Genomic DNA, 26231 nt, shown 5'->3' with positions numbered 1-26231 from the left:
GCCTTCGGGTCGCGCTCGCGGTTCGACCGCAGGTGGGCGACTCCGGCGAGGACGACGGGGCTGCGTTGGCGCATGGGCGCATCCTAATACGGACGACATCCGTCAGGAATGGAGATAGAATTGCCGGTCGTGAGCTCCGAGCACGCCCAACCGGGCCGACCGCGTGACCCGCAGCTGGAGAACCGGGTCAAGGCGGCCGCCATCGAAGTCTTCGGCGCCTCGGGCTGGGCCGGCTTCACCCTGGACGCCGTCGCCCGGCGCGCGGGCGTCGGCAAGGGCTCGCTCTACCTGCGCTGGGCCGACAAGGAGGAGCTCCTCCTCGACGCGCTCGACGCGCTCGACGCGCGGATCGGAATTCTCACGGCCACCGACACCGGAGAGGCGCGCTCCGATTTGGTCGAGCTCGTGCTGCAGTTCCTGCGCCTCTACGCCGGACCGCACGGACCCGCCGCTCTACGCCTCGGCACCGAGCTCCGCGGGGTGAAGGGCATCGAGGCGCACTTCGACGCCATGCGGACGAGCCAGGTGAACGCGGCCCGGGCCATCGTCAGACGCGGCGTGGCGCGCGGCCAGCTACCGAAGAAGACGCCGGTCACCTTGCTGCTGGACACGTTGTGTGGCGGCGCGATGATCCACGCGATGGTCTCCCCCGAGGTGATCGACGCCGGCTCACCGGCGGCGCGGCGCTACGCCGATCAGCTCGTGGACTTCGTCCTCGGCGCCGTCGTCCCACCAGGAGAGGTGAGGTCATGAGAACGCCCTTGACCGACCTGATGGGTGAGCTGGTTCAGGACCACTGATCGGGCGAGTGGTCAGAAGACCTTGCCGAACGTCGCGGTGATGGCACCGGCCAGGGCGATCATCAGGCCGATGCCGCCGGCGCCGATCGCGGCGCCGACGCCCACGATCAGGGCGTCACCGAAAAGCATGCCGAGGCTGACCACGACCACCCCGAGCGCAGGCAAGGTGTCCAGCCCGCTGAACGGCGGCGCGACCACGGCCGCGAGCAAGAGCACGATCACGATCAGGCCGAACGTGATGCGGCCGGGCGGGCTCTCCAGCGTCCGCGCGAACCGGGGCCGCGCCACCTTCTGAACCCGGTTGATCGCTCCGAGCAACCGGCTGCGGGTCTTGTCCGACCGCAACGACTTCAGCTCGCGGCCGGCGAATCGTTCGGGTAGCCAGGGCCGCTCCCGGCCGATCACGAGTTGGACCGCGATCAGCATCGCGATCACATTCAGGACGTCGGTGAGGCCGCCGGTGGGGATGGGCAGCGCGGACGGCGCGGCGAGCAGGACGAAGGACATCGCGAACGCCTGCGGCCCGAAGTGGTCGAGCAGCCCGCGGATCGTCTTCGGTTCGTCCGTCTCCAGCCAGCCCTGCAGGCGTTCGCCCAGCGGCGCGTCGACCGGCGCCGTGCTCGGGTCCTGGCCAGTACTCATGGCCGCCCTCTACCCGAAGGTCGCCTGGCGACGCTAGGACCGCGCGGCGACATAGAGCGACTGCGCACCGAGCCCCACCAGGCGGTTCCGGTCGAACAACCGGGTGGACGCCAGCCCGAATCCCGACGGGTCCAGTCGCGTGGTGCCGGCCATACAGATCCACTCCCCGGTCGGCGGCGCCGCCAGGTGCACGGTCAGCTCGGTGTTGATGAACAGCCAGTCCTGCGGCGAGAGCCGGTAGGAGACCCCGCTGCCGGCGTCGGCCAGCGTGAGCACGCGCTGCAGCCCGGTGGGCTCCTCGTCGCCGACGAGCGGGAAGCGCATCCGGCCCCACACCGCGGCCTTGCCGACCCCGCGCTGGGTGCCCGGCACGAAGCGCCACTGCATGGCCTTGAGGTAGCCGCCGCCCCAGTCGAAGAACGGCTTGTCCTCGGTGGAGAACTCGGGGACGGGATCGACCGGTCCGCCCGCCGGTACCGCCGGCAGCTCGACCTCACCGGCCCGCATCCGCCAGCCCTGCGCCCGCAGCACCGTGCGCCCGCCGGCTTCCGCCTCGGCCTCGACGAGCTCCACGTTCCGTCCCGGCCGCAGGGTGCGGGTGCGCACCGTCAGCTCAGCGACCGGCACCGCGCCGAGGATGTCGATGCTGATCCGGGTCAAGGTGCCCGGCCACGACGCCGGCATCTGCTCCAGCGCGCGGGCCAGCAAGGCCGAGGGCGGGCCTGCGTGCTGGGAGTCCGGTCCCCAGGGTCCGACGGTGTGCTCGGTGGAGCGGTACCGGTCGTCGCCGAGGGGTTCGTAGAACGCAGTCGCCACGGCCTGCACCCTACGGAGGCACGCGGGAGGCGGCTCGGCAGTCAGCGTCCGGCCGTAGCCCTACTACCCGGCCGCCTGCGGGTCGCTCGGCGCCAGTACATCGGTGCATTCGGCCTTCGGCGACCAGGACTTCCAGCCCGTGTTGGCGTCGTTCGAGATGAGCTTCCAGATGCAGTAGGGCAACTTGTGGATGCCGTTCCGCTCGAAGGTCCGGGGGCTGGCCAGCCCGCCCAGCTCGGTGAACTTCTGCCCTCGGAACGAGTAGAGCGCGTCCAGGAACTGCGCCGAGGTGGGGTTGGTGCCCGACAGACCCGCGGAGGCCGCCACCAGCAACGCACCGGCCGCCCAGCCGAGACTCGCCGCGCTGCCGTTCTCGCTGCCCGGGCTGTACTTCGTGCGGGACGCCTGCCAGTACCTCTCGGCCGCGTTGTCGGTGGCCATCCACGGGAAGTGGTTCAGCGGGATGTAAGCATCGCCCATCCATTTGAGGCCCTGCAGGAACTGCTTCTCGTTGCCCACCGACAGCGGGTAGGACAGCACCTTCGGGAAGTACTGCACCTGGGTGCAGCTGCGCGCGATGCGGATCTGGGAGGCACCGTCGAGATTCATCCCGACGACCTCCGCGCCGGCGTTCTTCAGCTGCAGGCACTCCTGGACGTACGAGGGCGCCGTGATGGAGACCTGGATCTGCTTGGAGACGGTGAGGCCGAACTTCGGGGCGAGTTCGCGGAGCGCACGGGCCGCCCCCTCACACGGGCGAGGAACCTCCAGGCAGTAGAGGTTGCCGACGTTCTTCACCTTGAAGTAGTTCGCGGCGCCGTTGACGAATCCGTAGACGGTGGACTGGACATTGCCGCCCTGCGGGAAGATGTAGGGGTGCGTCGCGTCCGAGGTGGCCACCATGTCGGCCCCGACGACCGGAACCTCCAGCTTCTTCAGCAAGGCGGTGGCGCCGTCGATCGAGAGCGGCTGGATGTTGCCGACGAAGGCGAGCACCTTGGTCTTCAGGACCATTTCCTGGATCTTGCTCGCGGCGACCGACGGGTCGCCCTGATCGTCCTCGATGAAGAACTTGATGCGGTGACCGTTCAGCCCGCCGCAGGCATTCTGGGAGGCGACGAAGGTCTCCAGGGCGGGCACCACCGGGGCGAACAGCTCGCCCAGCACTCCCGACAGCGTGGAGACGTTGCCGATCCGGATCTCCGTCCCGGCCGCGGGCTTGCACGGCGCTGAACCACCGAAGATCGCCTGGGTCTCCACCTGGCGCTGGATCAGTCCGGTCAGGCCGGTTGCCGCCGCCGGTGCAGCCGCCGGTGCAGCCGCCGGTGCAGCCGCCGGTGCAGCCGCCGAGCCCTTGGTACCCGCTGTCTTGTCCTTGCCCGGCGCCGCGGGCGCCCCTGGCACCGCTGGGGTGTCGGCCCCCTGCGTCGCCACTGTGCCGCCGGCCGCGGTACCGGGGTCGACGACGCCCGGAACCGCCCCGGTGTCCACCTGGGCAGCGGCGTCCGGCACGCCCGCCTGCGGCGCCTGCTCCTCGGTGGCATTCGGACCTGCTGCCGCCGACTCCTCGATGGCGGACCCGCCACACCCGCTCAGCAACAACGCGAGTGCGGTGGTGACCGCGACGATCGGACCGGAGCAACGCCTGGCTGTGTGCATCCCGAGGACTTCCCGACAGAGGACGAGGTGGGCCAGATCGCGCCACCCCGCCACGCTATGCAGGAGTGACGCGGGTCACCATGGATCCGGATCACCAATTGTCGGGGCCTCGATGTACCGCGGTCACACAACCGCGCGTGGCGATCAACGGCGGCCGCTTCGCCTGTCTGTGCCCGGCAGTCAGCCGACCTCCGCCCGGAGTGACAGGATGTCGGGGTGGACGACTACGTATGCATCTCGCACAACAAGCGCAAGTGCCCGGACCCCGTATGTCGCGGACGGGCGGTTCGTCAGGGCTACGTGGCGCCCAGCACGCGCAAGAAGGTGGTTCCGCCGCCCGTCATCGCAGTCGAGCCCGAGATGCTCTGGGTCGCGGCGCCGGTGGCCAGCTACAGCCGGGACGGGGAGACGCGCGAGTCACTCGCGCACTACGTCGGCGCACCGTGCGGACACGGGAACGTGCCGAAGGTCGCAGACCCGGAGCTGCCGGAGGGCTGGGGGCGGATCGTGGATCCGACCGCCCGCAAGCGCCTCGAGAACGGCGAACGCCTGCCGACCACCGACGGCGCCGAACTCGTGGCGGTCGGCCTCTGCAAGACCTGCGCTCAGCTCAAGCTGTAGCTCAGCGGACCTTGCGGTCCTTCGTACCCAGCGTCGCGAGCAACCAGTCGCGCAGCGTGGGCCAGATCGAGGACCAGGCGTCGATGCCGTGCAGCTGGCCCGGCAGCACCACCAGCTTGGACGCCACCCCCTGCGCGCGCGAGGCGCGGGCGAACTCACGCGCCTGCGCCGGGTCCCACGGCACCTCGAACAGTGAGTGGAACAGCAGCGAGGGCGGGTCCCGCGGGTCGAGCTGGGTGACCGCGGTCGCGGACCGGTAAAGGTCGGGGCAGTCGACCGGCAGGCAACGCAGCAGCAGGTCCGGGATCACGGCGTTGGAATAGGTCGGATCCTTGCCCACCATCAGGATCGGGCTCAGCAGGCCGGAGAGCGTGACCAGGCCCTTGAACCGCTTCTTGCCCGAGCCGTAGGTGGCGACGTTGGCCGCGATCTGCCCGCCCGCCGAGGAGCCGAGCAGCACCAGGCGCTTGGTGTCGACGTTGAACGCCTTGGCATGCGCCCGCACGTAGTCGACCGCGGCGTTCAGATCGTCGCGCTGCGCCGGCCACGGCGCCTCGGTGGCCAGCCGGTAGTTCACCGAGATGACGACGAAGCCCCGCTTGGCCAACTGCACGGCCTTGGGCTCCAGATCGATGCGGTCGCCCATCTGCCACGCGCCGCCGTGGACCATGATCACGGTGCGGACGTTCTTGCCCTTCCGGCCCCGGAACTGCCGCGGGGTGTAGACGTCCATCGTCGAGGCGTTGCCGTACTCCTGGCCGTAGACGTAGGTGGCCAGCCCGGTCCCGGTCCGCGCGGCCACCTGGCCGAAGGTCCGCGACTGCGCCGCGAGCGTCGGCGCGTTCCGCACCGTGCCGGCGAAGCCGGACTTCGCCGGGCCCGGGGTCTCGCCGGTCTGGACCTGCTCCGACCCGCTGTAGGGCGGGTCGTCCGCGCCGAGCGCCGCCGTCTCACCCAGGGCCGCGCCAGCCAGGGCGAGTGTCAGCGCCGCAACGCCGACCCGCACTCGTCCCGGCCTGGTGGTCCACACGAGCGACATCCTGCCCGACGTCGCTGAAAGCATGTCGTGAATCCCCCGCCGGGTGAATGCCCGCGACCGCGGCACCATGCCCCTGACCTGGCGTTTTACCCCAAGTCGTCGGACCGTCCGGCCGCCAACCGCGCCCATTGCGCGGTCGGGCGGCCGTTGCTGCGGAACTGGGCGCCCACGCTGGGGTCGTAGCGCTGCGGCCAGCCCGCAGGCGAGTCCTCCCAGGTCTCCTGGCGGCCGTAGGGGGTGAAATCGAGCAGGTGGTAGCTGGCAGCGCCGGCCTCGCAGCCGCGACCGGTGGTCCAGTACGTCTCGAACACCCGGTCACCGTCGCGCAGGTAGCAGAGGTAGCCGCCGAAGCCGCGCCCGGCAACGAGCTCGTCCAGGGAGTCCCGGACCGAGTACCAGGGCATCGTCCAGCCCATGAACTCGCGGTACCGGGCGCTCTCGGCGTACGGGCCCTGGCAGAACGTCGCGTAGGTGACGTCGCGGTCGTGCAGGAAAGACGGCTCCGGGGCATGCCCGGTGAAGAACGAACAGCCCTCGCACTGCTCGGCGGCCGGCTTCCCGTCGTGCCACATGTGCGTGTACGTGATCAGCTGACGGCGGCCCTCGAAGACGTCGAGCAACGGCACCGGGCCGTTCGCCCCGACCACCGGCAGCTGCGGGTCCACCTCGACCATCGGCAGCCGGCGCCGGTCGGCCGCGATCGCATCACCCTCGCGGGTGTGCGCCTTCTCGCGCACCAGCAGCCGGTCGATCTCGGACTGCCAGGCCGCGCGGTCGGCGATCTGGGGCAGGGGGTAGGTGACGGTCGATCCCATGCGTTCGTCCTTCCCTGGTTCGGCGCAGCACATGCTGCTCTTACAGGTAGGACCGATGACGCGGGCGGAACTCATCGGCCGCGGCGAAGTGACGTCGGGTCAGGACGCGAACTGGTGCTTCAACCAGGGCTTCAGGACCGGCCAGATCTCGAACCACGTGTCGACGCCGTGCAGCGAGCCCTTCAAGGTCACCAGGTCAGCCTGCACGCCCGCCGACTGCGCGGCATAAGTGAACTCGAGCGCCTGCTCCGGGCCCCAGGGCTCTTCGTACTCGGAGTGGAACAGCAGCGCGTCCATATCCGAGGCGTCGACATTGTCGACCGCGGTGGCCGAGCTGTAGGCGGTCGGGCAGTCGACGGGCAGGCAGCGCAACAGCTTGTCCGGGATCACGGCGTTGGAGTACCCCGGATCCGTCTCGGCCATGAAACGGGGGTTGATCAGGCCGGAGAGCGTGACCAGCCCACGGAAGCGCTCACTGCCCGCCCCGGTGGTCGCCACCGCCGCCGCGATCTGCCCACCGGCCGAGGAACCCAGGAGCACGATGCGCTCGGTGTCGACGTTGAAGTAGCGCGCGTTCTGTTGCACGTACGCGACCGCGGCATCGACGTCGTCGCGCTGCGCGGGCCAGGCGGCCGCGGTCGCGAGCCGGTAGTTGACGGAGATCGCGACGATGCCGGACTTGGCCAGTCGGACCGCCTTGGATTCCAGGTCGATGCGGTCGCCGGTCTGCCACGCCCCGCCGTGCACCAGCACCACGGTGCCGACCGCGCGGCCGACCTTCCCGGTCAGCTTGCGGGGCGTGTACACGTCCAGGGTGGTGGCGTTGCCGTGCAGCGAGGAGTACCGGTAGCTGCGCAGCTGGATACCGGCCCGCTCGGCAACCTGGCCGAACGTCGGGGATTCTGAGGCGATCGGCGGCTTGACGGCGTCGCTGCCCGCGAAGCCGGAGGGCGGCGGGGGCGGCGTCTCCCCCGTCGGGACCAGTTCGGACCCGAGGCGGCCAGGTTCGTCGTCGGCGACGGCGTACGGCGACATCCCTGCGAGGACCGCGCAGCACAAGGCGGCGGTCGAGGCAGCGAGGGGCAGGGACCTCATCGGGGACGACTACCCCGCCGCTGAGCGCTCATTCCGAGAAGTCTATGGGTTTTCTCAGGCTGCTCCCGCCGCCGCCGGCGTCGTCTCCGAGGGGGTAACGACCAGGCGCGTCAATTTCAGGTCCCCGCGCCGGGCGTCGTGACCGCAGCCCGGGTGGCCGTGCACGAGCCAGATCGACCGGGACGGCAGCAGGCTCGCGTTGGCGGTCAGGAAGCGTCGGAGTTCGCGGTCTCCGGCCGTCGAGGGGTACCACCACCCCACGTACACCGCCGAGTAGGGCCCGATCGACCCCACGCCGGAGAGCGGCTGGATGTCGACCTCCAGCTCCGGCACCGACGCGATCTCCGTCGCGATGTCGATCGCGCAACTGCTGTCGCAGCCCGACTTGGTCGCGTACGCCACCAGGACCCGAGTGGACACGAAGGCCTCCATCAGCCGAGCTTCATCAGAGCCTCAGCAGAGCTCTGCCCCAGCGCTACCCCGGTTTCGTGCGGTAGAACTCGGTACAGCCATCCGCGTCGCCGACGGCGGCGAAGAACCTGCGCCGCACCACCCCTGGAGGAGACCCGATGACCGCGCTGACCGACTTCACCGCCCGCACGCTCAACGGCGAGGAGCAGGCCCTGGCCGATTACAAGGGCCAGGTCGTGCTCGTCGTGAACACCGCCTCCAAGTGCGGGTTCACCCCCCAGTACAAGGGCCTGCAGGAGCTGCACGAGAGCTACGCCGAGCAGGGTCTGGCGGTGGTCGGCTTCCCGTGCAACCAGTTCGGGCACCAGGAGCCCGGTGACGCGGAGGAGATCGGCGCTTTCTGCGAGCGCAACTACGGCGTGACGTTCCAGATGATGGAGAAGGTCGACGTCAACGGCTCCGAGGCCCACCCGCTGTACAAGTGGCTGAAGTCGGAGAAGGGCGGCCTGCTCGGCGGCAAGATCAAGTGGAACTTCACCAAGTTCCTCGTCGGGAAGGACGGCCAGGTGATCGAGCGCTACGCCCCGACCACCAAGCCGGAGAAGATCAGCGCAGACATCGAGAAGGCGCTTGCCTCCTGACGGGAATACCCCACGAACCCGGACGAGCGGGACTGAACGGACCGGACGAGCACGCCCGAACGGGCCAAAGATCACCCAAGAGCGTGCGGCTTAACCCTTCGATACCCCACCCTGGTTCCAGGACTGACCTAGCCGGGGGCTACGAACATGAGCAGTGCACGCCAGAAGAACCTTCGCCGCGCGGTGGCCACCAGTGGCGCGCTCGCGCTGCTGCTGACCATGGCCGCCTGTGGCAGCGACGACTCGGAGCCGGAGGCGGCGCCCGCGCCGGCGGCCTCGGCGACGACGGAGCCGGACGCGAGCGCTGAGCCGTCCGCGACGGCTGAGCCGTCCGCCGGCCCCGAGGCCGGCAACGGCGTCGGTGCGGTGATGGTGCGCTCGGCGCACATCACCTCGTGGGGCTGGGGCGAGGACGAGATCCGCGAGCCGATCATCGCGCTGATCAAGGCCAAGAAGCTCGACAACGTCCAGCTCGACATCAAGGACGAGGACGGCATCATTGGCTACGACTCGCAGCTGCCCCTGGCCAAGGAGGCCGGGACCGTGTACAACCCGATCCGCTTCGACGCGGCCACGGTCCTCAAGGAAATTCACGACCTCGGGGCGACCGTGACCGGCCGCATCGTGGCCTTCCGTGACCCGCGCCTGGGCAAGTACGCCATGAACAACGGCCACATGGACTGGCTGGTCCAGAACGAATCCGGGGGGCCGTACGCCGCCGGCAACTACGGCACGGCGGCCTTCACCAACTTCGCCAACGCCGACGTGATCGAGTACAACATCGCGCTGGCCGAGGAGTCGGCCAAGCTCGGCTTCGACTCGATCATGTACGACTACATCCGCCGGCCGGAGAACACCGGGCAGGTGTACCCGGGCATCGGCGACCGCAGCACGACCGAGGCGCTGACCGACTTCGTGGAGCTCGCCGCTCCGCGCATCCGCGCGGCGGGGGCCTCGGCCGGTGCCGCGGTGTTCGGCATCTCCGCCTTCGCCCCGTCCTCGGTGTCGCAGGACGTCCCGGGGATGGCCAAGGTCCTGGACTACATCTCGCCGATGATCTACCCCTCGCACTGGAACAAGGGCGAGTACTCGGTGGCGTCCCCGATCGACCAGCCGTACGACATCGTCAAGCGCTCGCTGATGGACTTCAACCGGCTCGTGATCGGCACCAACTGCGAGATCGTGCCGTGGATCCAGAACTTCAGCTGGCCGACTCCGTACACGGCCTCCGACGTGGCTGCGCAGATCAAGGCGGCCAAGGACGTCGGGATCAACAGCTGGTTCCTGTGGAACGACTCCTCGAAGGTCGGGATCGGCGCGCCGGGCCTGCTGGCCGGCGACCCCGCGGACAACGCTCCGGGCGAGAAGATCTACTCGATCAACAAGCCCGGCAACAACTCCGACGGCACCACGGACGTCGAGAAGGCCAAGATGGTCATCGAGGCGTACCAGGCCTGGCTCGCGGACGGCAGGAAGGGCACCTTCGTGAACCCGCTGGACGCCCCGAGCTCAGCGCCCACCTCGGCGTCGACCTCGACGCCGGAGCCGTCGGCCACCGCCACGACGGAGCCGTAACCCGCAACCGCAGAAAGCCCCGCCCATTCGAAACGGGCGGGGCTTTCGCGTCTGTGGGAAGAAGTTCTCCCGCTGATGTCGAGACGGCGGGGTCGGCTCCGTCCCCGGTGTGAAGGCGACCAAGATGGGTCGCAACACCAGCGAGGAGCACTCCGATGGCCAAGTACCTGTTGCTCAAGCACTACCGCGGCGCCCCGGCTCCGGTGAACAACATCCCGATGGACAAGTGGGCACCGGAGGAGATCTCGGCGCACATCACGTTCATGCAGGATTTCGCGGATCGACTGCAGGAGACCGGCGAGTTCGTCGACGCCCAGGCGCTGGCCCCGGAGGGGACGTGGGTCCGGTTCGACGGCGAAGGCCGCCCACCGGTCACCGACGGCCCGTTCGCCGAGACCAAGGACCTGATCGCCGGCTGGATGATGATCGACGTCGACAGCTACGAGCGCGCCCTGGAGCTGGCCGCGGAACTCTCGTCCGCCCCCGGGGCGAACGGGGAGCCGATCCACGAGTGGCTCGAGTTGCGACCGTTCATGGGCGCGCCCCCCACCATCACGGACTGACCCGTCCGGTGATGGACGAGGGCCTGCTCAGGAGCCTCAGCCCCAGTGTGCTCGCGATCCTCGTCCGCCGCGGAGCTGACTTCGCGGCGGCCGAGGACGCGGTGCAGGACGCCCTGATCGAGGCGGTCCGGGTCTGGCCCACCGACCCACCCCGAGATCCGAAGGGCTGGCTCGTCACGGTGGCCTGGCGCCGGTTCCTCGACGCGACCCGGTCGGAGGTCTCCCGCCGGCGGCGCGAGGACCTGCTTGACGAGGAGCCGGCGCCCGGGCCGACGCCCGGGACGGATGACACCCTCGCGCTCTATTTCCTGTGCGCCCATCCCTCGCTGACACCGTCGTCCGCGGTCGCGCTCACCCTGCGCGCCGTCGGCGGACTGACGACTCGTCAGATTGCCGCGGCCTACCTGGTGCCCGAGGCGACCATGGCCCAGCGCATCAGCCGGGCCAAGCGCACCGTGGCCGACGTGCGGTTCGACCAACCCGGCGACGTCGCCACCGTGCTGCGCGTGCTCTACCTGGTCTTCAACGAGGGCTACTCCGGTGACGTCGACCTCGCGGTCGAAGCGATCCGGCTGACCCGCCAGGTCGCCGCCGCGATCGACACTCGCCACATCTTCTACGGCGAGGTGGCCGGGCTGCTCGCCCTGATGCTGCTGCACCACGCCCGTCGCGACGCCCGGACCGCGCCGGACGGCGCCCTGGTGCCACTCCCCGAACAGGACCGCGGCCGCTGGGACACCACCTCGATCGCCGAAGGCGTCGAGATCCTGCAGGCGGCCCTCGCCCGCGACCGGTTGGGCGAGTTCCAGGCTCAGGCCGCGATCGCCGCCCTGCACGCCGACGCGCTCACCGCGGCGGAGACCGACTGGGTGCAGATCCTCGAGTGGTACGACGAACTCGCCCGCCTCACCGACAGCCCGGTCGTCCGGCTCAACCGCGCCGTCGCCGTCGGCGAGGCCGACGGACCTCGCGCCGGCCTGGCTGCCCTCGCGGCGTTGGACCATTCTCTGCCCCGCCACACCGCGGTCGCGGCCTACCTGCACGAGCGCGACGGCGACCTGGCGAAGGCGGCCCGGCTCTACATCGAGGCGGCCCGCCAGGCACCGAATCTCGCCGAGCGCGACCACCTGACCCGTCAGGCCGCCCGGCTCAACGCCCGCCGGTAACGTTCAGGGCGTGCTTCCAGCGGCGGTCCACCTCTGATGCGCCTGTCCGCGGCCGAAGCCCGGGACCGCTTCGTCGCGGCGCGGGTGGCGCGGCTGGCCACGGTGTCGGCCGCCGGCGTGCCGCACCTGGTGCCGGTCACCTTCGCCGTCCTCGGCGAGCAGATCGTGTTCGCCGTCGACCACAAGCCGAAGACCACGAACCGACTGAAGCGGCTCGACAACATCGCGGCCCAGCCGTCGGTGAGCCTGCTGGTCGACGTCTACGACGAGGACTGGACCCGGCTGTGGTGGGCGCGCGCCGACGGCACCGCCACCGTCGCAAACACGGACTCCGAGGTCGGCGCCGCGGCGCTCGACGCCCTCGCCGCTCGGTACCCGGCCTACGTCGAACGCCGGCCAGGCGGCCCCGTCGTCTGGATCGACGTGACCGCCTGGACCGGGTGGTCCGCCAGCTGAGGCTACGAGGCGTTGACCTTCGGCATGATCTCCTCGGCCAGGACCCTGAGGTCGGCCATCGTCTTCTCGGTCGGCACGTCGTTGAAGGGCGGCCAGAGCAGCGGCATGGTCATGCCGGCTTCCTTGTAGGCCTTGAGCCGGTCGGTGATCTGGCCGACGGACCCAACGAGCAGGTTGGTGCCCTTGCCGGCCGGGCTCTGATCCATGTCGACGTCGGTGATGACGAACCAGATCATGCTGCACATGTCGAAGTTGTCCGGGAGCGCCTGACCCATCTCGCCGAGCTCCTGGGAGATCTCGGTCTTCCACCGCTTGATCTCTTCAGGAGTGTCCTGGATCCCGATCCAGCCCTGCAGGCCGTACTTCGCGATGCGCTTCGCCGAGCGCTTCGGGTCCTTCAGACCGCTGAAGTAGATCGGCGGGCCGGGCTTCTGGAGGGGCTTGTGGCCGAACCCGCACAGGTCGAAGTCGGCGAACTCGCCGTGGTACTCGAACAGGTCGTTGTTCCAGATGCCCTGCATGATCTCGATCGTTTCGCGCACGTGCGCGTGGCGCCTGGGGAACAGCTCCGTGGCGCTCGCGGCGGCGAACTCCTCTGGCATCCAGCCGGAGCCGACGCCCACGTTGAGCCGGCCGCCCGCGAGGTGGTCGATCGTGGCGAGCTCGGTGGCGAGCACGCCCGGGGAGCGGTACGGCGTGTCGATGATGCTCATGCCGATCCGGAGCTTGGTGGTCTTCGCCGCCAGCCACGGCAGCAGGGGGAAGCCCTGGAACCACTCGCCGCGCGCGGCCACCGGCATGCCCTTGGGGAACTCGGTCATCATGCCGAACGAGTGCTGCAGCTCCATGCGGTCGGAGGCCTCAGGCACGACGATCCGGTCGAGCGTCCACACGGAGTCGAAGTCGAGGTCCTCGGCCAGGGCCGTGAGGTCCTCGAGCTCCTTGACGGTCACCTTCGTACGGAAGTTCGGAAGGTAGAGAGCAAGCTTCATTGCGTGCGGCCTCCTGGGTTGTGACGGGCGATCGAGCTGAATGCATCATGGCGTGGCCCCCGCGCCGCCGTCGACAGGGAGCGGGTCCAGGTCGGATCAACAAGGGCCTTTGACCCTGGGCCGGGCGCACCCTCGCCCGCGACGATCAAAGCACCGGATCGACAAGGAGCTGGTTATGAAGAACCCACACGACCCCGCAGACCTGATGCTCTCGCCGGTCGCGCTCGCGATCGACGAGCGCTTGGAGGTGTTCGCGACGCTGAACCCCGTACAACTCAGCAACCGCATCGTCGCGGAGACGAACATGCAGCCGCGCGACTCCCGCGAAGCGGCACGCGCTCTGGTCGCCTCATTGACCTACCTGCTGGACACCCACGGGTGGGAGGTCAGTTGGGACGGCGGCCGTGGCATCCGGCTGCACCACCAGAGTCACGACGTGGTGCTCGGCGTTTCGGACAACGTGGCGCAGTACGTCGCCCGGGCTGGGTCGGTGGCGAGCATCTACTCGACGTCATGACCCCCCTGGACCTCAAGCATAGGAGCGGGACCCACCCGGCGGTGCTCGCCCACGAGCGTCAGCGGGCAGCGAGCGCCCAGTTGCGGTTGGCGGACGCCATCACCGCCTTGGCCGGTTCGATGCCGTTCGTCTACCTGCACATCGTGGCGTTCGCGGTCTGGATGCTGGTCGCGGAGCACCGGCCTTGGGCGACGCTGACCCTGGTTGTGTCGCTGGAGGCGATCTTCCTGTCGACCTTCGTGATGATCGGCCAGAACCGGCAGGCCGGCTTCCAACAGGCCAAGGCGGACCACGACTTCCGCGAGCAAGAGCTGGAACTCAAGCTCAACACCGAGATCACCCGGGAGATCCACGCGTTGACCTCGGAACTGATGCGGCGCGAACTGACCCAGCGTCAGGTGCTGCCAACCCGGCTGCTTCGGGGGCGACGGACCGACGGTCCGTGGATGACCTGCACCGGGCCGGTGCGCAGTGCCTTGCGCCCTGGGCACTGACTTCGATCAGCACGGCCCCCGCGCATCTGGGGGACCTACGACCCTGTGCCGGGCCTCGGCGGGCACAGTGCGAGGGGCCAGCCCCAGAAACCGACCCCTCGCGTTCTGCTGTCGCGGGCCCGGAGGGCAGTCTGGATCCGCGACGGCAGAGCCTGTGGCACCGCCCGAGCGAGCCCGAAGATCGAGGCCCGATTCAGGGAGCGCGTCCACAACTGTAGAGCCTTGTGCTCCATTTGCAATACGACGTTCTACGGTCCCGCTGAGCTGATGCTGACGAGCCCCGGCGAGTCGGGTCGCGCCGGGCGGGTACGTTCCGACCGTGACCGCGTCCGGAAGTCGGGAGGCCCCCGCTGCTCCGCGCACCTGGGGCGGGGGGCCCGGCGAGGCGCTGACCGCGTTCGAGACCCTGATGTGGCGGGTCGAGGAGGACTCGACGATCCGCTCCACCGTCGTCGTGGTGCTGATGCTCGACGGCACCCCGAAGTGGGACGAGTTCGTCGCCGCACACGACCGGATGGTCGAGCGGGCGCCGCGGCTCACCCACCGGGTGGTCAAGCCACCGGGGGCGCTCGCGCCGCCGCGGTGGTCACCCGATCCCCATTTCGACCTCGCCTTCCATCTACGGCGGGTCCGGCTGCCGGAGCCCGCCGACGAGGGCGCGCTGTTCAAAGCCCTCGAGCAGACGGCGATGAGCGGATTCGAGCGGGCCCGCCCGCCCTGGCTGGGTCTGTTGTACGAGGGACTCCCCGACGGTCGGTCCGCCTACGCGCTGAAGATCCACCACTCGATGAGCGACGGGAAGGCCATCGTCGCGCTGCTCGAGCTGCTCACCGACAGCGACGCCGCTCCGCAGCGGGACGCGGTCGACCTCGCCCCTGCCGGGCGTTCCCTGAGCCCGCTGGACGTGCTCCGCGCCGACATCGAGGCCTCCGTCGCGGCGGTGCCGGGCGTGCTCGGCGCGACCGGGCGCGTCGCCTGGCGGGGACTGCGGGATCCGGTCGGTGGAGCGGGCGCCGCCGTGCGCTACGGGCGGTCGCTGCGACGCGTCCTGGCACCGGCCAAGGCTCCGCCCTCAGCGCTGCTGGCCCGCCGCAGCTCGAACTGGCGTTTCGCTGCCCTCGACCTCGACTTTCCGACGCTACGAGCCGCCGGTCGTTCCGCCGGATGTTCGCTGAACGACGCCTATCTCGCCGGGCTCCTCGGGGGGTACCGGCGCTATCACGAGGCGATGGGTTCGCCGATCGAGGTGATGCCGCTGACGATCCCCGTCGCGGTGCCCCGGCCCTCCCACACCGTCGGCGGGAACGCTTTTGCTCCGGCCCGGCTGGCCGGCCCGGTCGGGGTCGTGGACCCGGCCGAGCGGATGCGGATCGTCCGCGAGCGGTCGGTGGTGGCGAGAGCGGAGCCGGCACTCAACCACGTCGACGTGCTCGCGCCTCTGGCCGCGCGGCTGCCGGGCACGCTGATCGGGCAGGTGGGCCCGCGCCTGACCGCCGGCTCGGATCTGCAGGCCAGCAACGTCCCCGGCGCCACGGGGCAGCAGTATCTGGCCGGGGTCAGCGTCGAGCGCTTCTACGGCTTCCCGCCGTTACCCGGCTGCCCCGCGATGATCACGCTGGTGACGCACCGTCAGGTTGGTTGCATCGCCGTCAGTTTCGACGCCGCGGCCGTGACAGCCCCGGAGACCTTCCTCACCGCCCTCTGCGACGGCCTCGACGAGGTCCTCGCCCTTGCCGGACCCGACGGACCCCGCACCGTGCGCGTGGGCTGACCGGGGCGCGCGCCCGCAGAACAGCTGCTCGCCTGCGCGTCGTGAGCCGGGTGGAGGACCCCACTGCGGAACACTGCGGTCATGCCCGAGACGGAAATTCCCGACTCGACTCTCGCGGACGTGCGCCCCGGGGGTCCTCGACGGGCGGCGCGGGTCAGCCGGCGTGTCGGCCTCGCCTTGCTCGCCCTGGTCGTCCTGCTCGGCGCCACCACCCTGCTCGGCGTCCACACGAGCTCGGCGACGGCCCGGGCCGAGGGCTACGAGGTGCGCGTCGACTACCCGCGCATCGCCCGCGCCGGACTCGACATCAAATGGCGCGTGACGGTGCGCCATGCCGGCGGGTTCGGTTCGGAGCCCATCACGTTGGCCGTGTCCGCGCGCTACTTCGACATCTTCGAGCACCAGGCCTTCTATCCGGACCCGAGCAAGTCCACCGGCGACGGAGAGATGCTGGAGTTGGAGTTCGACCCGCCGGACGGGGACGTCTTCTCCGTCGACCTCGATGCGTACGTCCAGCCCGCCAGCCAGCTCGGGCGGCGCGGTTCGGTCGTCCTGATGGACGGCGACCGCGAACGGGTGCGCGTGGAATACCGCACGTGGCTGATCCCGTGAAGGCGGTGAACTGATGGAGCTCGTGTTCCGCGCGATCATCGTGTTCGCGTTCCTCTGGCTGATCACCCGCGCCGTCGGCCGCGGCGCCCTGGGCGAGCTCAGCACCTTCGAGCTTTTGCTCTACGTCACCATGGGTGACCTGGTCCAGCAGGGCGTCACCCAGCAGGACACGTCGCTGGCCTCGGCCTTCCTGGCCGTCGGCGTATTCGCTCTGCTCACGGTGGCGCTGTCCTACGCGAGCTGGCGCTGGCCCCGCGCCCGGCCATTGATCGCCGGTGTCCCCTCGATCGTGGTGTCCAACGGCGAACCGGACATCGATGCCCTGCGCGCGGAGCGGCTGTCGCTGGACGATCTGATGGCCGACGCGCGCCAGCAGGGCATCGAGCGGTTCGCCGACATCCGGCTCGCCGTGCTGGAGACCGACGGCAAGATCTCGTTCTTCACCGGATCGGGCGCGCAGAGCGGGGCGCCGGAGTCCGCCGGCGGCTAGTTCCAGCATTCCGTCGACCTCTTCGAGGTCAGCCCAGGTCCCCACAGGAGTTGACCATGCACCCCACGCCGACCCGGTCCCCGACGCGGTGCCGCGCGACCTCGGTGCCGACCTCGGCGACGACGCCGACGATCTCGTGGCCGGGGGCGAGCGGGTAGGACTGCGGCCCCCAGTCGCCCTGGACGGTGTGGATGTCGGAGTGACAGATGCCGGCGTGCGTGATCTGGATCAGGACATCGCGGGGACCGACCTCACGCCGCTCGATCGTGAGGGGAACCAGCGGCTTACCTTCGGCCGGTGCTGAGTATGCGTGGACCTGCAAGAGACTGCTCCTCGTCGTGAAACTGCTCGCGACAACGACGCCGGCGCCCGTGCGCTTCCCTGTTGCCCGCGCGGCAAAGGTCACACCTCGGGCAGGACTCGGAGCGATCCACTCACCGTGTTTCCGGGAGGTTGCGGGCAGCCGTCGACCGATTCGGGTCGCCGAAGGCGACTAGATTGGCTTGAGCGGAGCCGTTCAAGGCGGTAGAGCCGGGCGCCACGCCCGGCGCTCCCTGCCGTTCAGGCAGGAGGACGCGTACGTGTGTCGACTCGTTGGCTGGGTCAGTACGACCCCCATCACGGTGGCCGAGGCGCTCGGCGAGTCCGGCCTGGCCGAGCTCACGGAGCTGTCCCGCCTGCACGCGGACGGCTGGGGCATCGCCTGGTGGGAGGGCGAACGGCTGCGCTCGCAGACCTCCCAACAGCCCGCGCACTCCTCGCCGGAGTTCACCGGGGCGGTGCGTGCGGTCCGTTCCGACGCGGTCCTGCTGCACCTGCGCTGGGCCACACCCGGAATCACGGTCGGGGCCGCGAACACCCACCCGTTCCTGGCCGACGACCGCTGGGCCTTCGGCCACAACGGAGCCGTGCGTCCGGCGGAGGACCTGCTCGCATTTCTGACGCAGGATCAGCGGGCCGCGCTGAACGGTGACACCGACAGCGAGCGCTTGATGCATCTCCTGCTCACCCGTACTGGCGCGCACGGTCTGGACGACGGCTTGCGGCTGACGGTGGCGGACGTGGGCCGGGATCTGACGCCGAGCAGCCTGAACTCCCTGCTACTGGGGCCTGACGAGCTGACCGCGTTGTGCTGCCACTACGTGCCTCCGCCTGGGACAACGCCGGCCCCGTCCCTGCTGCCGGAGGACCAACCCGGGTACTTCGACCTGTGCTGGGCGCGGCTGGGCGACGCGGCCATCGTCGCGTCCGAACCCTTGGGGCAGCACCAATGGGAACCGATCCCCAACGGGACCGCCCTCGTGCTCCGCCGCAGCGATGCCGAGGTTCGGGCCGTCGAGGTGGGGACCTTCCCGCCGGCGGCGCTGGCCCGCGAACAGTCGCGCCGCGAGCTGGCCGCCGCCCCCCACCCGACCGCGCCCACGCCGGGCACGGCGCACATCCGCGTCGGCTGCGACTTCGTGTTCAACGTTCCCGTTCCCGTCGCTGCGGTATTCCAGGTGGAGCCGCAGGACGAGCCGCGCCAGCGCCTCCTCGCCCACAGCCTGTCGTTCCTGCCCGCGGCCGAGCACACGACCTATCAGGACACCTTCGGCAACCGGTGCTCGCGGTTGGACGTGGCACCGGGGCCGTTTTCGCTGCACTACGACGCGATCGTGGAAGTTCCGCGCGCCCTGGACGAGGCCGATTTCGACGCCCCCGAGGACGCCGTCCAGGACCTCCCCTCCGAGGTGCTGCTCTACCTGCTGCCGAGCCGCTTCTGCGTCTCCGACGTCCTCGCCGAGGAAGCGATCAACCGCTTCGGCGGCCTGGACCCGGGCTGGCATCGGGTGCAGGCCGTCGTCGACGCGGTCAACTCCCACCTCACCTTCGGCTACGGCGACAGCTCCCCCACCTATACCGCGGCCGACGCCTTCGCCGCCGGTAAGGGGGTCTGTCGCGACTTCGCCCACCTCGCGATCAGCTTCTGCCGCGCCCTCAACATCCCCGCCCGGTACGTCTTCGGCTACATCCCTGACCTGGACCTGCCGATCGATCCCGCCGAGATGGACTTCGCTGCCTGGATGGAGGTCTGGCTCGGCGGGCGGTGGTGGACGTTCGACCCGCGCAACAACGCGCACCGATCCGGGCGCATCGTCATCGGCCGGGGCCGGGACGCCGTCGACGTCGCCATGGTGACCACCTACGGCCTGGTCGACCTGGTCCACATGAAGGTGTGGGCCGACGTGGTGCTCCCTGACACCGGGCAGGAGGGACGCGGCCCGACCCCTCGGCGATGAGCCGTGCTTGCACCCCCCGCCCCAGGCCGCTCCGCGGGACGTGCCGGTCAGAACGCGACCGTGCGCTCGGCGACGCTCACGCGGCGGGTGCGGACACGCCACGCTGCTTGATCAGCGCACTGCCCGAGGGTGATAGCGGCCCGATCAGCTGGGCTCGAGGGCGATCACGCGCGCCGTCCGCGGCCCGCAAGGTGTCGGGTAGTGGACGCTCTCGCCCTCACGGGCCCCGAGTATGGCGCGACCCAACGCGGAATCGGAGGCGATCACTTCTTCGCCTTCGACCGGGAGGGCAGCCAACACGAACCACCGTCCGCCCTCGCCCTGGTCCAGCAACACGCAGCAGTTCGCGCAGAGAGCGCTGCCGGGATGCGGGTCGTGCGTCGTCGCCAGCTGATCGTTGATGGCCGCGATCTTGTAGTCGACGATCGCGAGCTCCCGCTGCACCTTCACGAGGTCGATTCCCTCCCCCTTTGCGGCAATCGCGCGCAGCAAGGCGGGACGGGCACCGGCACGTAGTCGCAGGCACTCCTGCTCGAGGCGGCCCAGCACCCGGGTTCTCAGCTCCCGGCTCACGCCGTCGCGGGTGGTCTCGACGCTCATGACGGCCATGTCGACGCTCCTCGTGGTCACGCACGCTTCCCGGCGGCGCCGGCGGTACCAGCACACTCCGGTCCGCGTCCGCTGACCAGGGACCAAAGGCACCTCGTCGAGTGCCGACAGGCTCAACAACGACCAGACTCTCAGTCATCGCCGCCGTTCCCTCAAGGGCAGACTGATCACGACCGCTCGACCCCAAGCTGGGAGCACCCATGCCGGACGTCACCGTCATGCTCGGCGACATCACTACCCAACATGTCGATGCCGTCGTCAACGCCGCCAACAACGGGATGCGCGGTGGGGGTGGCGTCGACGGCGCAATCCACCGGGCCGGCGGTCCGGCCGTGCTTGAGGACTGCATCGAGCGCTTCCCTCGCGGCCTCGCGACCGGCGACGCGGGGTGGACGACGGCCGGTGCGATGCCGGCCCAGTGGGTGATCCACACCGTCGGGCCCAACTACCGCGCGGGCCAGCGGGACCGTGCTCTGCTCGTGTCCTGCTACCGGCGGTGTCTGGCGATCGCCGACGAGCTGGGCGCCGAGACCGTCGCGTTCCCGCTGATCAGCGCGGGCGTCTACGGCTGGCCCCACGAGGACGCGGTGCGGGTCGCGATCGAGACCCTCCGGGCGACACCCTCGACGGCGCAGGAGGCCCGCCTGGTCGCGTTCGGCCGGGAGACCCTGATCACCGCGCGGTCGGTGTTCCGCGAGGTGCCCCGGCCGAGCGTGTCGCAACCCATCGACCTACCGCCGACGCGGGCCAAGCTGCACGCTTTCGCCTTCGAGCGCGCCAAGGACCCGGCGAGCGTGACCGAGGCCAAGTTCGGCGGGGTCTTCATCGGTCGGCCGACCGCCGATCCGCAATAGCGACCAGGGTCCGGCCCTGACAGCGATGGGCGAGTACCGGGGGCGGATTCAAGGCCTGCGCCCTTTTCGTCGACCACGCCGGGATGCGTTGAACGAGGTAGAGGGGGTCCCTGTCCTTACCGAGGCCGTGCTCGACGGTCACGGCCTCCCGTAAGCCGTTTCCGCGATCGGTGCCTCGCTCGCGGAAACGGTCCAGGCCCGGAGGTCGGCCAAAGAACGCTCGTACGAGCGTGCCTCGACGTCGTTGGCACCGGCGGCGAGTCGGAACCGGAGCGCTTCGCGGCGGTACATCACGGACGACCTGGCGACCACACCCGCCTTGCGTTCCGCGATCTGCGCGAAGGAGCGGTTCTTCGCGGCCCGCACCCGCGCGATCCGACCGGCCCGTGCGATGTCGCCGTCGAACTCACCAGTGTCCACACCGACCAGCAAACGCGTCCCGGGGACATTCCCCTAGGGAACAAGGACCCTACTCGCCCTGACTCGCCCGCTCCCGCGGCCGGTGCCGCGCCCCACCGGCACCATGGTGGCCCGCGCTTGGATCCAACGGCGGGTCGCCTACCTCCTGCTGGCTCACCTGACAAATAGTCAGACTGATGCCCCGCTCCAGGACCGACCGTAGCGAAGGTCGGTGGCCGGGCCCTAAGCCCCTGTCCGCTTTGGCCCCACACCGGCGAGCCTGAGCACCATGACTGACCAACGCCCGACACCACGTTCCGGCGGACGGATCGAGGTCCGGGCCCTGTCCAAGCGCTACGGGCGGACCGTCGCCGTCGACGCTCTCCTTCGACGTCCATCCCGGCCTGGTCACCGGCTTCCTCGGCCCGAACGGCGCCGGCAAGACGACGACCATGGGGCTGATCCTGGGGCTGGACGCACCGACGTCCGGATCCGCGACCGTCGGCGGCCAGATCTATCGCGACCTGCCCGCGCCACTGCGCGAGGTGGGCGCCCTCATCGACACGGGATCGGTGCATCCCAAGCGGACGGCCTACCACCACCTGCTCGCGCTGGCCCAGAGCAACGCGATCCCGGCCGCCCGGGTGGCCGAGGTGCTCGGGCAGGTCGGGCTGGACGCGGCCGCCGGCCGGCGGGTCGGTGACTTCTCCCTGGGGATGACCCAGCGCCTCGGCATCGCCGCCGCGCTGCTCGGGGACCCGCCCGTGCTCATGTTTCGACGAGCCGGTCAACGGTCTCGACCCGGACGGCATCGTCTGGGTCCGCGGATTGATGCGCGGCTTGGCGAGGAAGGCCGCACGGTGCTGGTTTCCAGCCACCTGATGACCGAGATGGCGCTGACCGCGGACCACCTGATCGTGGTCGGCAAGGGCCGGCTGTTGCGCGACGAAGGAATGAACGAGTTCGTCGAGGCCGGCTCGGAGCACTGGGTGCTGGTTTGGGCCAACCGGCTCGCCGATCTGAGCGCTCTCGTGGTCGCCGCCGGCGGCCAGGTGCGTCCCGGACCCGAGGAGAGCCTGGAGGTCAGTGGCTTTGACGCCGTCGGCATCGGCGAACTCGCCGACGGCCACGGCCGTATCTCGCCTCGAGCGAGCCGGCGAGCACGGTGGCGATGCGGCGCTCCGCGCGACGCGCCCATGAGGAGGCCACGCTCCTCCGCGAGGTGCTGGATCCGTTCCGGCAGAAGTTCCCGACGGTCGCGGTGACCGAGCGGGTCCACCGCCCTCCCGCGGCGCGGACGCTGATGTCGGAAGCCACCGGAGCTCGGGCCATCGTGGTGGGTAGTCGCGGCCGCGGCGCAATCTCCGGGCTGGTCCTCGGCTCGGTGAGCCAGGCCGTACTCCACCGGGCGGCGTCTCCCGTGTTCGTGGTCCCCGTCCTGGGCTCGCGCCGCACCGCGACGTACGGCCGCGGTGCGGGCGGGCTTGGCTGATGACTCCGCCCAGCTTCGAGCGCGCCTTCGCGTGCTTCGCCCGGGCCGAGATCTGACTGCGGGCCAGATCGCTGAGCTCGGTGTCCAGCGTCCCAGACCTAGGCGGGTAGATGTAGCGGGTGTAGATTGAGGGGAAATCCGCACGTCGCCCCGGCCTTCGGCGGCTCCTCGATCTCTGGAGTCTCCTGATGGCCGATCAGTGCGCGCACATTCTGTCGCTGAGCCTGTTCCGGGACCGACCGTGAGCGGGCTCCTCTCCCTCGCTTTGGTCATGGCCGCGCTTGTGGTCGCGTTCGTTGCGTGCCTGGCCTACCTGGCGTGCGCCGGGGCGGCGTCCTCGGTCAGCTACCTGGTCCGACTGTGCCGGCGCCATCACGCGAGACGCCAGGAGGTTCCCGTTCGGGTCCCGGTCCCGGTCCACGAGCTGCCGGCTGCGCTCACCGGAGCCCCGTCCGCACTCAACGAGGTACCCGGCCTGCCGTGACCTGCTCGGCTGGATCCCGCTCTACCAGCTGGTCATCGACCTCGGCAAGATTTACTTCTACGCCGAGCCGCGACCGGCCGGTTCGCCCCATCTCGATCGGGGGGCGGCGCATCCAGCGCCGGGCCGGGCGGTTTCACACCGACATGTTCTGACGCTCCGTCAGTCAATCGGCGTCAGCGGGGCTCCGGCCCGCCCGCAGGCGCAACCCTGGTCCGGGACCTTCTATGTGCTAACTTCTACACATGCGTATGCACATAGAGTTGGACGATGATCTCGTCGCCGACGTCGACCGACTCGCCGGTCCCCGGGGGCGCAGTGAGTTCGTTCGCGACGCCCTGCGCGCGGCGGTGGCACGCCAACTCCGCGCACAGATGCTTCGCCGAGCCGCCGGTTCGATCGACGCCGAGGGCCATGACTGGGACGAGGACCCCGCTGCCTGGGTCGAGCAGCAGCGGCGCGGTGACTCGCGACGGGTGGGCTGATCACCTGTGCTGGTCGTGCTCGACAGCACTGTCCTGATCGACTACTTGCGCGGGCGTCCAGCGGTCAAACGGGTGGAAGCGCTGCTGGCCGCAGGTGAGGACCCAGCTACCACCGCGATCAACGTCGAGGAGATCGTTCGTGGCCTGCGGCCCTCGGAACTCCCCGCGGCCGACGCGCTCTTCGGCGGGCTGCACGTGTTGCCGATCACCGCAGAGGTGGCCCACCAGGCGGGGACCTGGCGACGCGACTTCGCCGCGCGAGGGGTCACCCTGGCACAGGCCGACTGTCTGATCGTAGCGGCGACCTCGGGCGGCGGAGGCCGCCTGGCGACGGGCAATCCAAAGCATTTTCCGATGAGTGATCTGACGGTCGATCACTGGCCCGTCGGAGGGTAGAGGGACCTACCCCGCGCCGCGAACCCGTCTCAGCCACCGGGCACGAGGTCGAGCACGTCCGGGGTGCTGTGTCCGCCCCCGCGGCGCTGCAGGCGTAGGCGGCCGCGAAGGTCAACTCCGGGGCTGAACCGTCACGCCGCCGGTGCGCTCGAGCTTGTGCCACGGCAGGCGGATCCCGGCGAGCGCGCTGATCACCGAGGCGAGGACGACCAGGTACATCAGCTGCCGGTACACGAACTGCTGCAGCGGCAACGTCCACAGCGGTCGCAGCGACTCCCGGTCGAGCCGTAGCGCGTAGGCCCCGCCCAGCAGCTGCAGGATCAGGTAGGCGAACCAGAAACCAGCGACCTTCACCGGATCGAGGAAGAGCAGGCCGTAGATCGCGAAGACGTCGATGACCGGCGCGAGCAACGGCAGCAGCACCTGAAAGAGCATCAGATACGGCAGTCCGACGAGGCCCAGCGACCGGCCCGGGCCGCCCTCGACGACGGCGCGCCGGTGCTTCCAGATGGACTGGAGGGTGCCGTAGCACCATCGGTAGCGCTGCCGCCAGAGGGCGTTCAGCGTGGACGGCGCTTCGGTCCAGGCGCGGGCGCGCTCCTCGTAGACGACCCGCCAACCGGCGCGCGTGACCGCCATCGTCAGGTCGGTGTCCTCGGCCAACGTGTCGGTGCTGACGCCACCGACCGCATCCAGCGCCTCTCGCCGGAATGCCCCGGCCGCGCCGGGGACGGTCGGCATGCAGTTCAGCAGGTCGTACATCCGCCGGTCGAGATTGAAGCCGATGACGTACTCCAGGTGCTGCCAGCGCCCGAGAATGCCACCGCGGTTTCCCACCTTGGTGTTGCCGCTGACCGCCCCGACTGCCGGATCGCGGAGCGGTTGCACGATCAGGCGAACCGTGTCCGGCTCGAACACGGTGTCACCGTCGACCATGACGACGATCTCGTTACGGCAGTGGACGAGCCCGGTGTTCAGTGCTGCGGCTTTGCCGGCGTTCGCCTGCCGGACCACCTCCACCCCCGGCAGCGCGAGCGCCTCCGCGAGGTCGGCAGTGCCGTCGGTGGAACCGTCGTCGATCACCACCACCTGCAGGTCCGGGTAGGTGCCCGCAATGGACCGCAACGTGGCCTCGATGCCGACGGCCTCGTTATACGCGGGCACGAGCAACGTCACGGGCGGCTGCCACTCGTCCTCACCCTGGCGGCGCTTCACGACGCCGACGTGCTTGCGGGCGAACGCCATCAGCAGCAGCAGTCGCAGCACCGAGAGGATTCCGAGCGGTAGGAGCAGCCAGGTGATGCCGAAGGCGAGACCGTCGGCGATCCGGACCGCGAGCACCATGGCGTCGCCCTGCCAGCGGCGCATGGTGTCGACGCCGCGGTCCGCGGAGCCGGGCGTCAGGCCGAGACCTCCGGTCAAGGTCGTGAACTCATAGCCGGCCGCCCGGTAGCGCTCGATGATGCCGGGCAGGGCCGCGAGCGTCTGGGACCGGTCGCCGCCGGCGTCGTGCATCAGCACGATCGTGCCGGCGGATCCGGTCGGGGTGGCGCTGGCGACGATGCGATCGACGCCGGGCCGCTGCCAGTCCCGGCTGTCCTGGTCCGAGAGCGCGACGACATAGCCGGCGTCGGTCACGCGGCGGAGCATCGCGACGTCGCGGTCGGTGAGGGCGTCGGGTGTGGCGGAGTACGGCGGCCGGAACAGCGAGGTGTTGATGCCGGCGGCGCCCGCCAGGGCGAGCTGATCCAAGGACAGCTCCAGCCGCGAGCGCCAGGCCGGAAGCGTCGCCAGGTTCTCGTGGGTGTAGGTGTGGCTGCCGACCTCGTGGCCCTCCGCGAGGGTGCGGCGGACGATGCCGCCGTGCTCCACCACGCGCGAGCCGACCACGAAAAAGGTCGCCGGAACGCGCTCGCGCCGCAGGACGTCCAGGACGCGCGGCGTCCACCGCGGGTCCGGCCCGTCGTCGAAGGTCAGCGCGACCGTGCGTGCGGGCAAGGCCCGGGAGGTGAGACCGTCGGGCCCGCCGTAGACGACCGCGCCGCCGCCCGGGATGCGGGC

General features: G+C 70.1%; 28 protein-coding genes and 3 pseudogenes. 19 read left to right on the top strand and 12 right to left on the bottom strand.

Annotation, left to right across the window (positions count from 1 at the left end; translation table 11 throughout):
- The first annotated feature begins 129 nt into the window (after window positions 1-129).
- Complete coding sequence (locus H0X00_RS05970; protein WP_293768013.1) at window positions 130-753, top strand: TetR/AcrR family transcriptional regulator; 624 nt, start codon at window positions 130-132, stop codon at window positions 751-753.
- Between the two features lie 59 nt (window positions 754-812).
- On the opposite strand, the gene H0X00_RS05965 is transcribed toward H0X00_RS05970, so the two are convergent.
- The 3 genes from H0X00_RS05965 to H0X00_RS05955 all read right to left on the bottom strand — a co-directional run bounded on the left by H0X00_RS05965 (window position 813) and on the right by H0X00_RS05955 (window position 3917).
- Window positions 813-1442, bottom strand: a complete 630-nt coding sequence (locus tag H0X00_RS05965; RefSeq protein ID WP_293768011.1) for an exopolysaccharide biosynthesis protein — start codon at window positions 1440-1442, stop codon at window positions 813-815.
- Window positions 1443-1475: 33 nt separating this feature from the next.
- Window positions 1476-2258: a thioesterase family protein gene (locus H0X00_RS05960; protein WP_293768009.1), complete on the bottom strand. Its 783-nt coding sequence runs from the start codon at window positions 2256-2258 to the stop codon at window positions 1476-1478.
- 63 nt (window positions 2259-2321) lie between these two features.
- Complete coding sequence (locus H0X00_RS05955; protein WP_293768007.1) at window positions 2322-3917, bottom strand: ABC transporter substrate-binding protein; 1596 nt, start codon at window positions 3915-3917, stop codon at window positions 2322-2324.
- A gap of 216 nt (window positions 3918-4133) precedes the next feature.
- Between H0X00_RS05955 and H0X00_RS05950 the strand changes: the two genes are divergently transcribed.
- Window positions 4134-4538: a hypothetical protein gene (locus H0X00_RS05950; RefSeq protein WP_293768005.1), complete on the top strand. Its 405-nt coding sequence runs from the start codon at window positions 4134-4136 to the stop codon at window positions 4536-4538.
- A gap of 1 nt (window position 4539) precedes the next feature.
- Here the strand turns inward: H0X00_RS05950 and H0X00_RS05945 are convergent, their stop codons facing one another.
- The 4 genes from H0X00_RS05945 to H0X00_RS05930 form a co-directional block, all read right to left on the bottom strand.
- On the bottom strand, window positions 4540-5568 hold the full coding sequence (locus H0X00_RS05945; RefSeq protein WP_293768003.1) for an alpha/beta hydrolase: 1029 nt from the start codon (window positions 5566-5568) through the stop codon (window positions 4540-4542).
- 95 nt (window positions 5569-5663) lie between these two features.
- Window positions 5664-6392 carry a DUF899 family protein gene (locus tag H0X00_RS05940; RefSeq protein WP_293768001.1) on the bottom strand — a complete coding sequence of 243 codons (729 nt, stop codon included), beginning with the start codon at window positions 6390-6392 and terminating at the stop codon, window positions 5664-5666.
- Window positions 6393-6491: 99 nt separating this feature from the next.
- Entirely contained in the window at window positions 6492-7487 is a 996-nt protein-coding gene (locus tag H0X00_RS05935; RefSeq protein ID WP_293767999.1) for an alpha/beta hydrolase, read from the bottom strand.
- Window positions 7488-7541: 54 nt separating this feature from the next.
- Window positions 7542-7907 carry a hypothetical protein gene (locus H0X00_RS05930; RefSeq protein ID WP_293767996.1) on the bottom strand — a complete coding sequence of 122 codons (366 nt, stop codon included), beginning with the start codon at window positions 7905-7907 and terminating at the stop codon, window positions 7542-7544.
- Window positions 7908-8056: 149 nt separating this feature from the next.
- On the opposite strand from H0X00_RS05930, the gene H0X00_RS05925 reads away from it, so the two are divergent.
- From H0X00_RS05925 to H0X00_RS05905, 5 genes are all read left to right on the top strand, one after another.
- The gene (locus H0X00_RS05925) at window positions 8057-8539 is read left to right on the top strand and encodes a glutathione peroxidase (protein WP_293767994.1); all 483 of its coding nucleotides are present in this window, start codon (window positions 8057-8059) and stop codon (window positions 8537-8539) included.
- Between the two features lie 147 nt (window positions 8540-8686).
- The gene (locus H0X00_RS05920; protein ID WP_293767992.1) at window positions 8687-10114 is read left to right on the top strand and encodes a putative glycoside hydrolase; all 1428 of its coding nucleotides are present in this window, start codon (window positions 8687-8689) and stop codon (window positions 10112-10114) included.
- Between the two features lie 155 nt (window positions 10115-10269).
- Complete coding sequence (locus H0X00_RS05915; protein WP_293767989.1) at window positions 10270-10677, top strand: YciI family protein; 408 nt, start codon at window positions 10270-10272, stop codon at window positions 10675-10677.
- Between the two features lie 11 nt (window positions 10678-10688).
- Window positions 10689-11843, top strand: a complete 1155-nt coding sequence (locus tag H0X00_RS05910) for a DUF6596 domain-containing protein (protein WP_293767987.1) — start codon at window positions 10689-10691, stop codon at window positions 11841-11843.
- 36 nt (window positions 11844-11879) lie between these two features.
- On the top strand, window positions 11880-12299 hold the full coding sequence (locus tag H0X00_RS05905) for a TIGR03668 family PPOX class F420-dependent oxidoreductase (protein WP_293767985.1): 420 nt from the start codon (window positions 11880-11882) through the stop codon (window positions 12297-12299).
- A 2-nt stretch (window positions 12300-12301) separates the two neighbouring features.
- On the opposite strand, the gene H0X00_RS05900 is transcribed toward H0X00_RS05905, so the two are convergent.
- Window positions 12302-13291 (bottom strand): LLM class flavin-dependent oxidoreductase, encoded by a 990-nt coding sequence (locus tag H0X00_RS05900; RefSeq protein ID WP_293767983.1) that lies wholly within the window; start codon window positions 13289-13291, stop codon window positions 12302-12304.
- 175 nt (window positions 13292-13466) lie between these two features.
- On the opposite strand from H0X00_RS05900, the gene H0X00_RS05895 reads away from it, so the two are divergent.
- The 5 genes from H0X00_RS05895 (at window position 13467) to H0X00_RS05875 (ending at window position 17175) form a co-directional block, all read left to right on the top strand.
- The gene (locus H0X00_RS05895; RefSeq protein WP_293767981.1) at window positions 13467-13808 is read left to right on the top strand and encodes a hypothetical protein; all 342 of its coding nucleotides are present in this window, start codon (window positions 13467-13469) and stop codon (window positions 13806-13808) included.
- Window positions 13805-14302, top strand: coding sequence for a DUF1003 domain-containing protein (locus tag H0X00_RS05890; protein ID WP_293767979.1), 498 nt, complete (start codon window positions 13805-13807; stop codon window positions 14300-14302). Before H0X00_RS05895 ends, H0X00_RS05890 begins: the two co-directional genes overlap by 4 nt.
- 319 nt (window positions 14303-14621) lie before the next feature.
- Window positions 14622-16073, top strand: coding sequence for a wax ester/triacylglycerol synthase domain-containing protein (locus H0X00_RS05885; protein WP_293767977.1), 1452 nt, complete (start codon window positions 14622-14624; stop codon window positions 16071-16073).
- 81 nt (window positions 16074-16154) lie between these two features.
- Window positions 16155-16685, top strand: coding sequence for a hypothetical protein (locus H0X00_RS05880; protein ID WP_293767975.1), 531 nt, complete (start codon window positions 16155-16157; stop codon window positions 16683-16685).
- A gap of 13 nt (window positions 16686-16698) precedes the next feature.
- Entirely contained in the window at window positions 16699-17175 is a 477-nt protein-coding gene (locus tag H0X00_RS05875; protein WP_293767973.1) for a DUF421 domain-containing protein, read from the top strand.
- Between the two features lie 37 nt (window positions 17176-17212).
- On the opposite strand, the pseudogene H0X00_RS05870 reads toward H0X00_RS05875, so the two are convergent.
- A pseudogene (locus tag H0X00_RS05870) lies at window positions 17213-17497 on the bottom strand (alcohol dehydrogenase catalytic domain-containing protein); the annotation flags it as partial.
- A gap of 259 nt (window positions 17498-17756) precedes the next feature.
- Between H0X00_RS05870 and H0X00_RS05865 the strand changes: the two are divergent.
- A complete protein-coding gene (locus H0X00_RS05865; RefSeq protein ID WP_293767968.1) occupies window positions 17757-19454 on the top strand; it encodes a class II glutamine amidotransferase in 1698 nt (565 codons plus the stop codon).
- Between the two features lie 144 nt (window positions 19455-19598).
- On the opposite strand, the gene H0X00_RS05860 is transcribed toward H0X00_RS05865, so the two are convergent.
- Window positions 19599-20054, bottom strand: a complete 456-nt coding sequence (locus tag H0X00_RS05860) for a GreA/GreB family elongation factor (protein ID WP_293767966.1) — start codon at window positions 20052-20054, stop codon at window positions 19599-19601.
- A gap of 209 nt (window positions 20055-20263) precedes the next feature.
- On the opposite strand from H0X00_RS05860, the pseudogene H0X00_RS05855 reads away from it, so the two are divergent.
- A pseudogene (locus H0X00_RS05855) lies at window positions 20264-20731 on the top strand (O-acetyl-ADP-ribose deacetylase); the annotation flags it as partial.
- A 324-nt stretch (window positions 20732-21055) separates the two neighbouring features.
- On the opposite strand, the gene H0X00_RS05850 reads toward H0X00_RS05855, so the two are convergent.
- Complete coding sequence (locus H0X00_RS05850; protein WP_293767961.1) at window positions 21056-21337, bottom strand: hypothetical protein; 282 nt, start codon at window positions 21335-21337, stop codon at window positions 21056-21058.
- 268 nt (window positions 21338-21605) lie between these two features.
- On the opposite strand from H0X00_RS05850, the pseudogene H0X00_RS05845 reads away from it, so the two are divergent.
- The 5 genes and pseudogenes from H0X00_RS05845 to H0X00_RS05830 all read left to right on the top strand — a co-directional run.
- Window positions 21606-22449 (top strand): annotated as a pseudogene (locus tag H0X00_RS05845) (ATP-binding cassette domain-containing protein); the annotation flags it as partial.
- A 38-nt stretch (window positions 22450-22487) separates the two neighbouring features.
- Window positions 22488-22808, top strand: coding sequence for a universal stress protein (locus tag H0X00_RS23695; protein WP_367186450.1), 321 nt, complete (start codon window positions 22488-22490; stop codon window positions 22806-22808).
- A gap of 241 nt (window positions 22809-23049) precedes the next feature.
- Entirely contained in the window at window positions 23050-23292 is a 243-nt protein-coding gene (locus tag H0X00_RS05840; RefSeq protein ID WP_293767958.1) for a hypothetical protein, read from the top strand.
- Between the two features lie 242 nt (window positions 23293-23534).
- Entirely contained in the window at window positions 23535-23774 is a 240-nt protein-coding gene (locus H0X00_RS05835) for a type II toxin-antitoxin system VapB family antitoxin (protein WP_293767956.1), read from the top strand.
- 6 nt (window positions 23775-23780) lie between these two features.
- Entirely contained in the window at window positions 23781-24170 is a 390-nt protein-coding gene (locus tag H0X00_RS05830; RefSeq protein ID WP_293767953.1) for a PIN domain-containing protein, read from the top strand.
- Window positions 24171-24281: 111 nt separating this feature from the next.
- Here the strand turns inward: H0X00_RS05830 and H0X00_RS05825 are convergent.
- A partial coding sequence (locus H0X00_RS05825) for a bifunctional polysaccharide deacetylase/glycosyltransferase family 2 protein (protein ID WP_293767951.1) occupies window positions 24282-26231 on the bottom strand: 1950 nt, incomplete at its 5' end.

This window comes from Sporichthya sp., assembly GCF_013815995.1.
Classification (GTDB): domain Bacteria; phylum Actinomycetota; class Actinomycetes; order Sporichthyales; family Sporichthyaceae; genus Sporichthya.
The sequence above is the reverse complement of the archived record's forward strand: the minus strand, read 5'-3'. Positions and strand labels throughout refer to the sequence as shown.

Coding starts and splice junctions, on each gene's coding strand:
- H0X00_RS05965 (WP_293768011.1), bottom strand. CDS start 1,442: ATGAGTACTGGCCAGGACCCGAGCACGGCGCCGGTCGACGCGCCGCTG.
- H0X00_RS05955 (WP_293768007.1), bottom strand. CDS start 3,917: ATGCACACAGCCAGGCGTTGCTCCGGTCCGATCGTCGCGGTCACCACC.
- H0X00_RS05940 (WP_293768001.1), bottom strand. CDS start 6,392: ATGGGATCGACCGTCACCTACCCCCTGCCCCAGATCGCCGACCGCGCG.
- H0X00_RS05935 (WP_293767999.1), bottom strand. CDS start 7,487: ATGAGGTCCCTGCCCCTCGCTGCCTCGACCGCCGCCTTGTGCTGCGCG.
- H0X00_RS05925 (WP_293767994.1), top strand. CDS start 8,057: ATGACCGCGCTGACCGACTTCACCGCCCGCACGCTCAACGGCGAGGAG.
- H0X00_RS05920 (WP_293767992.1), top strand. CDS start 8,687: ATGAGCAGTGCACGCCAGAAGAACCTTCGCCGCGCGGTGGCCACCAGT.
- H0X00_RS05915 (WP_293767989.1), top strand. CDS start 10,270: ATGGCCAAGTACCTGTTGCTCAAGCACTACCGCGGCGCCCCGGCTCCG.
- H0X00_RS05910 (WP_293767987.1), top strand. CDS start 10,689: ATGGACGAGGGCCTGCTCAGGAGCCTCAGCCCCAGTGTGCTCGCGATC.
- H0X00_RS05905 (WP_293767985.1), top strand. CDS start 11,880: ATGCGCCTGTCCGCGGCCGAAGCCCGGGACCGCTTCGTCGCGGCGCGG.
- H0X00_RS05900 (WP_293767983.1), bottom strand. CDS start 13,291: ATGAAGCTTGCTCTCTACCTTCCGAACTTCCGTACGAAGGTGACCGTC.
- H0X00_RS05895 (WP_293767981.1), top strand. CDS start 13,467: ATGAAGAACCCACACGACCCCGCAGACCTGATGCTCTCGCCGGTCGCG.
- H0X00_RS05890 (WP_293767979.1), top strand. CDS start 13,805: ATGACCCCCCTGGACCTCAAGCATAGGAGCGGGACCCACCCGGCGGTG.
- H0X00_RS05880 (WP_293767975.1), top strand. CDS start 16,155: ATGCCCGAGACGGAAATTCCCGACTCGACTCTCGCGGACGTGCGCCCC.
- H0X00_RS05875 (WP_293767973.1), top strand. CDS start 16,699: ATGGAGCTCGTGTTCCGCGCGATCATCGTGTTCGCGTTCCTCTGGCTG.
- H0X00_RS05860 (WP_293767966.1), bottom strand. CDS start 20,054: ATGAGCGTCGAGACCACCCGCGACGGCGTGAGCCGGGAGCTGAGAACC.
- H0X00_RS23695 (WP_367186450.1), top strand. CDS start 22,488: ATGCGGCGCTCCGCGCGACGCGCCCATGAGGAGGCCACGCTCCTCCGC.
- H0X00_RS05835 (WP_293767956.1), top strand. CDS start 23,535: ATGCGTATGCACATAGAGTTGGACGATGATCTCGTCGCCGACGTCGAC.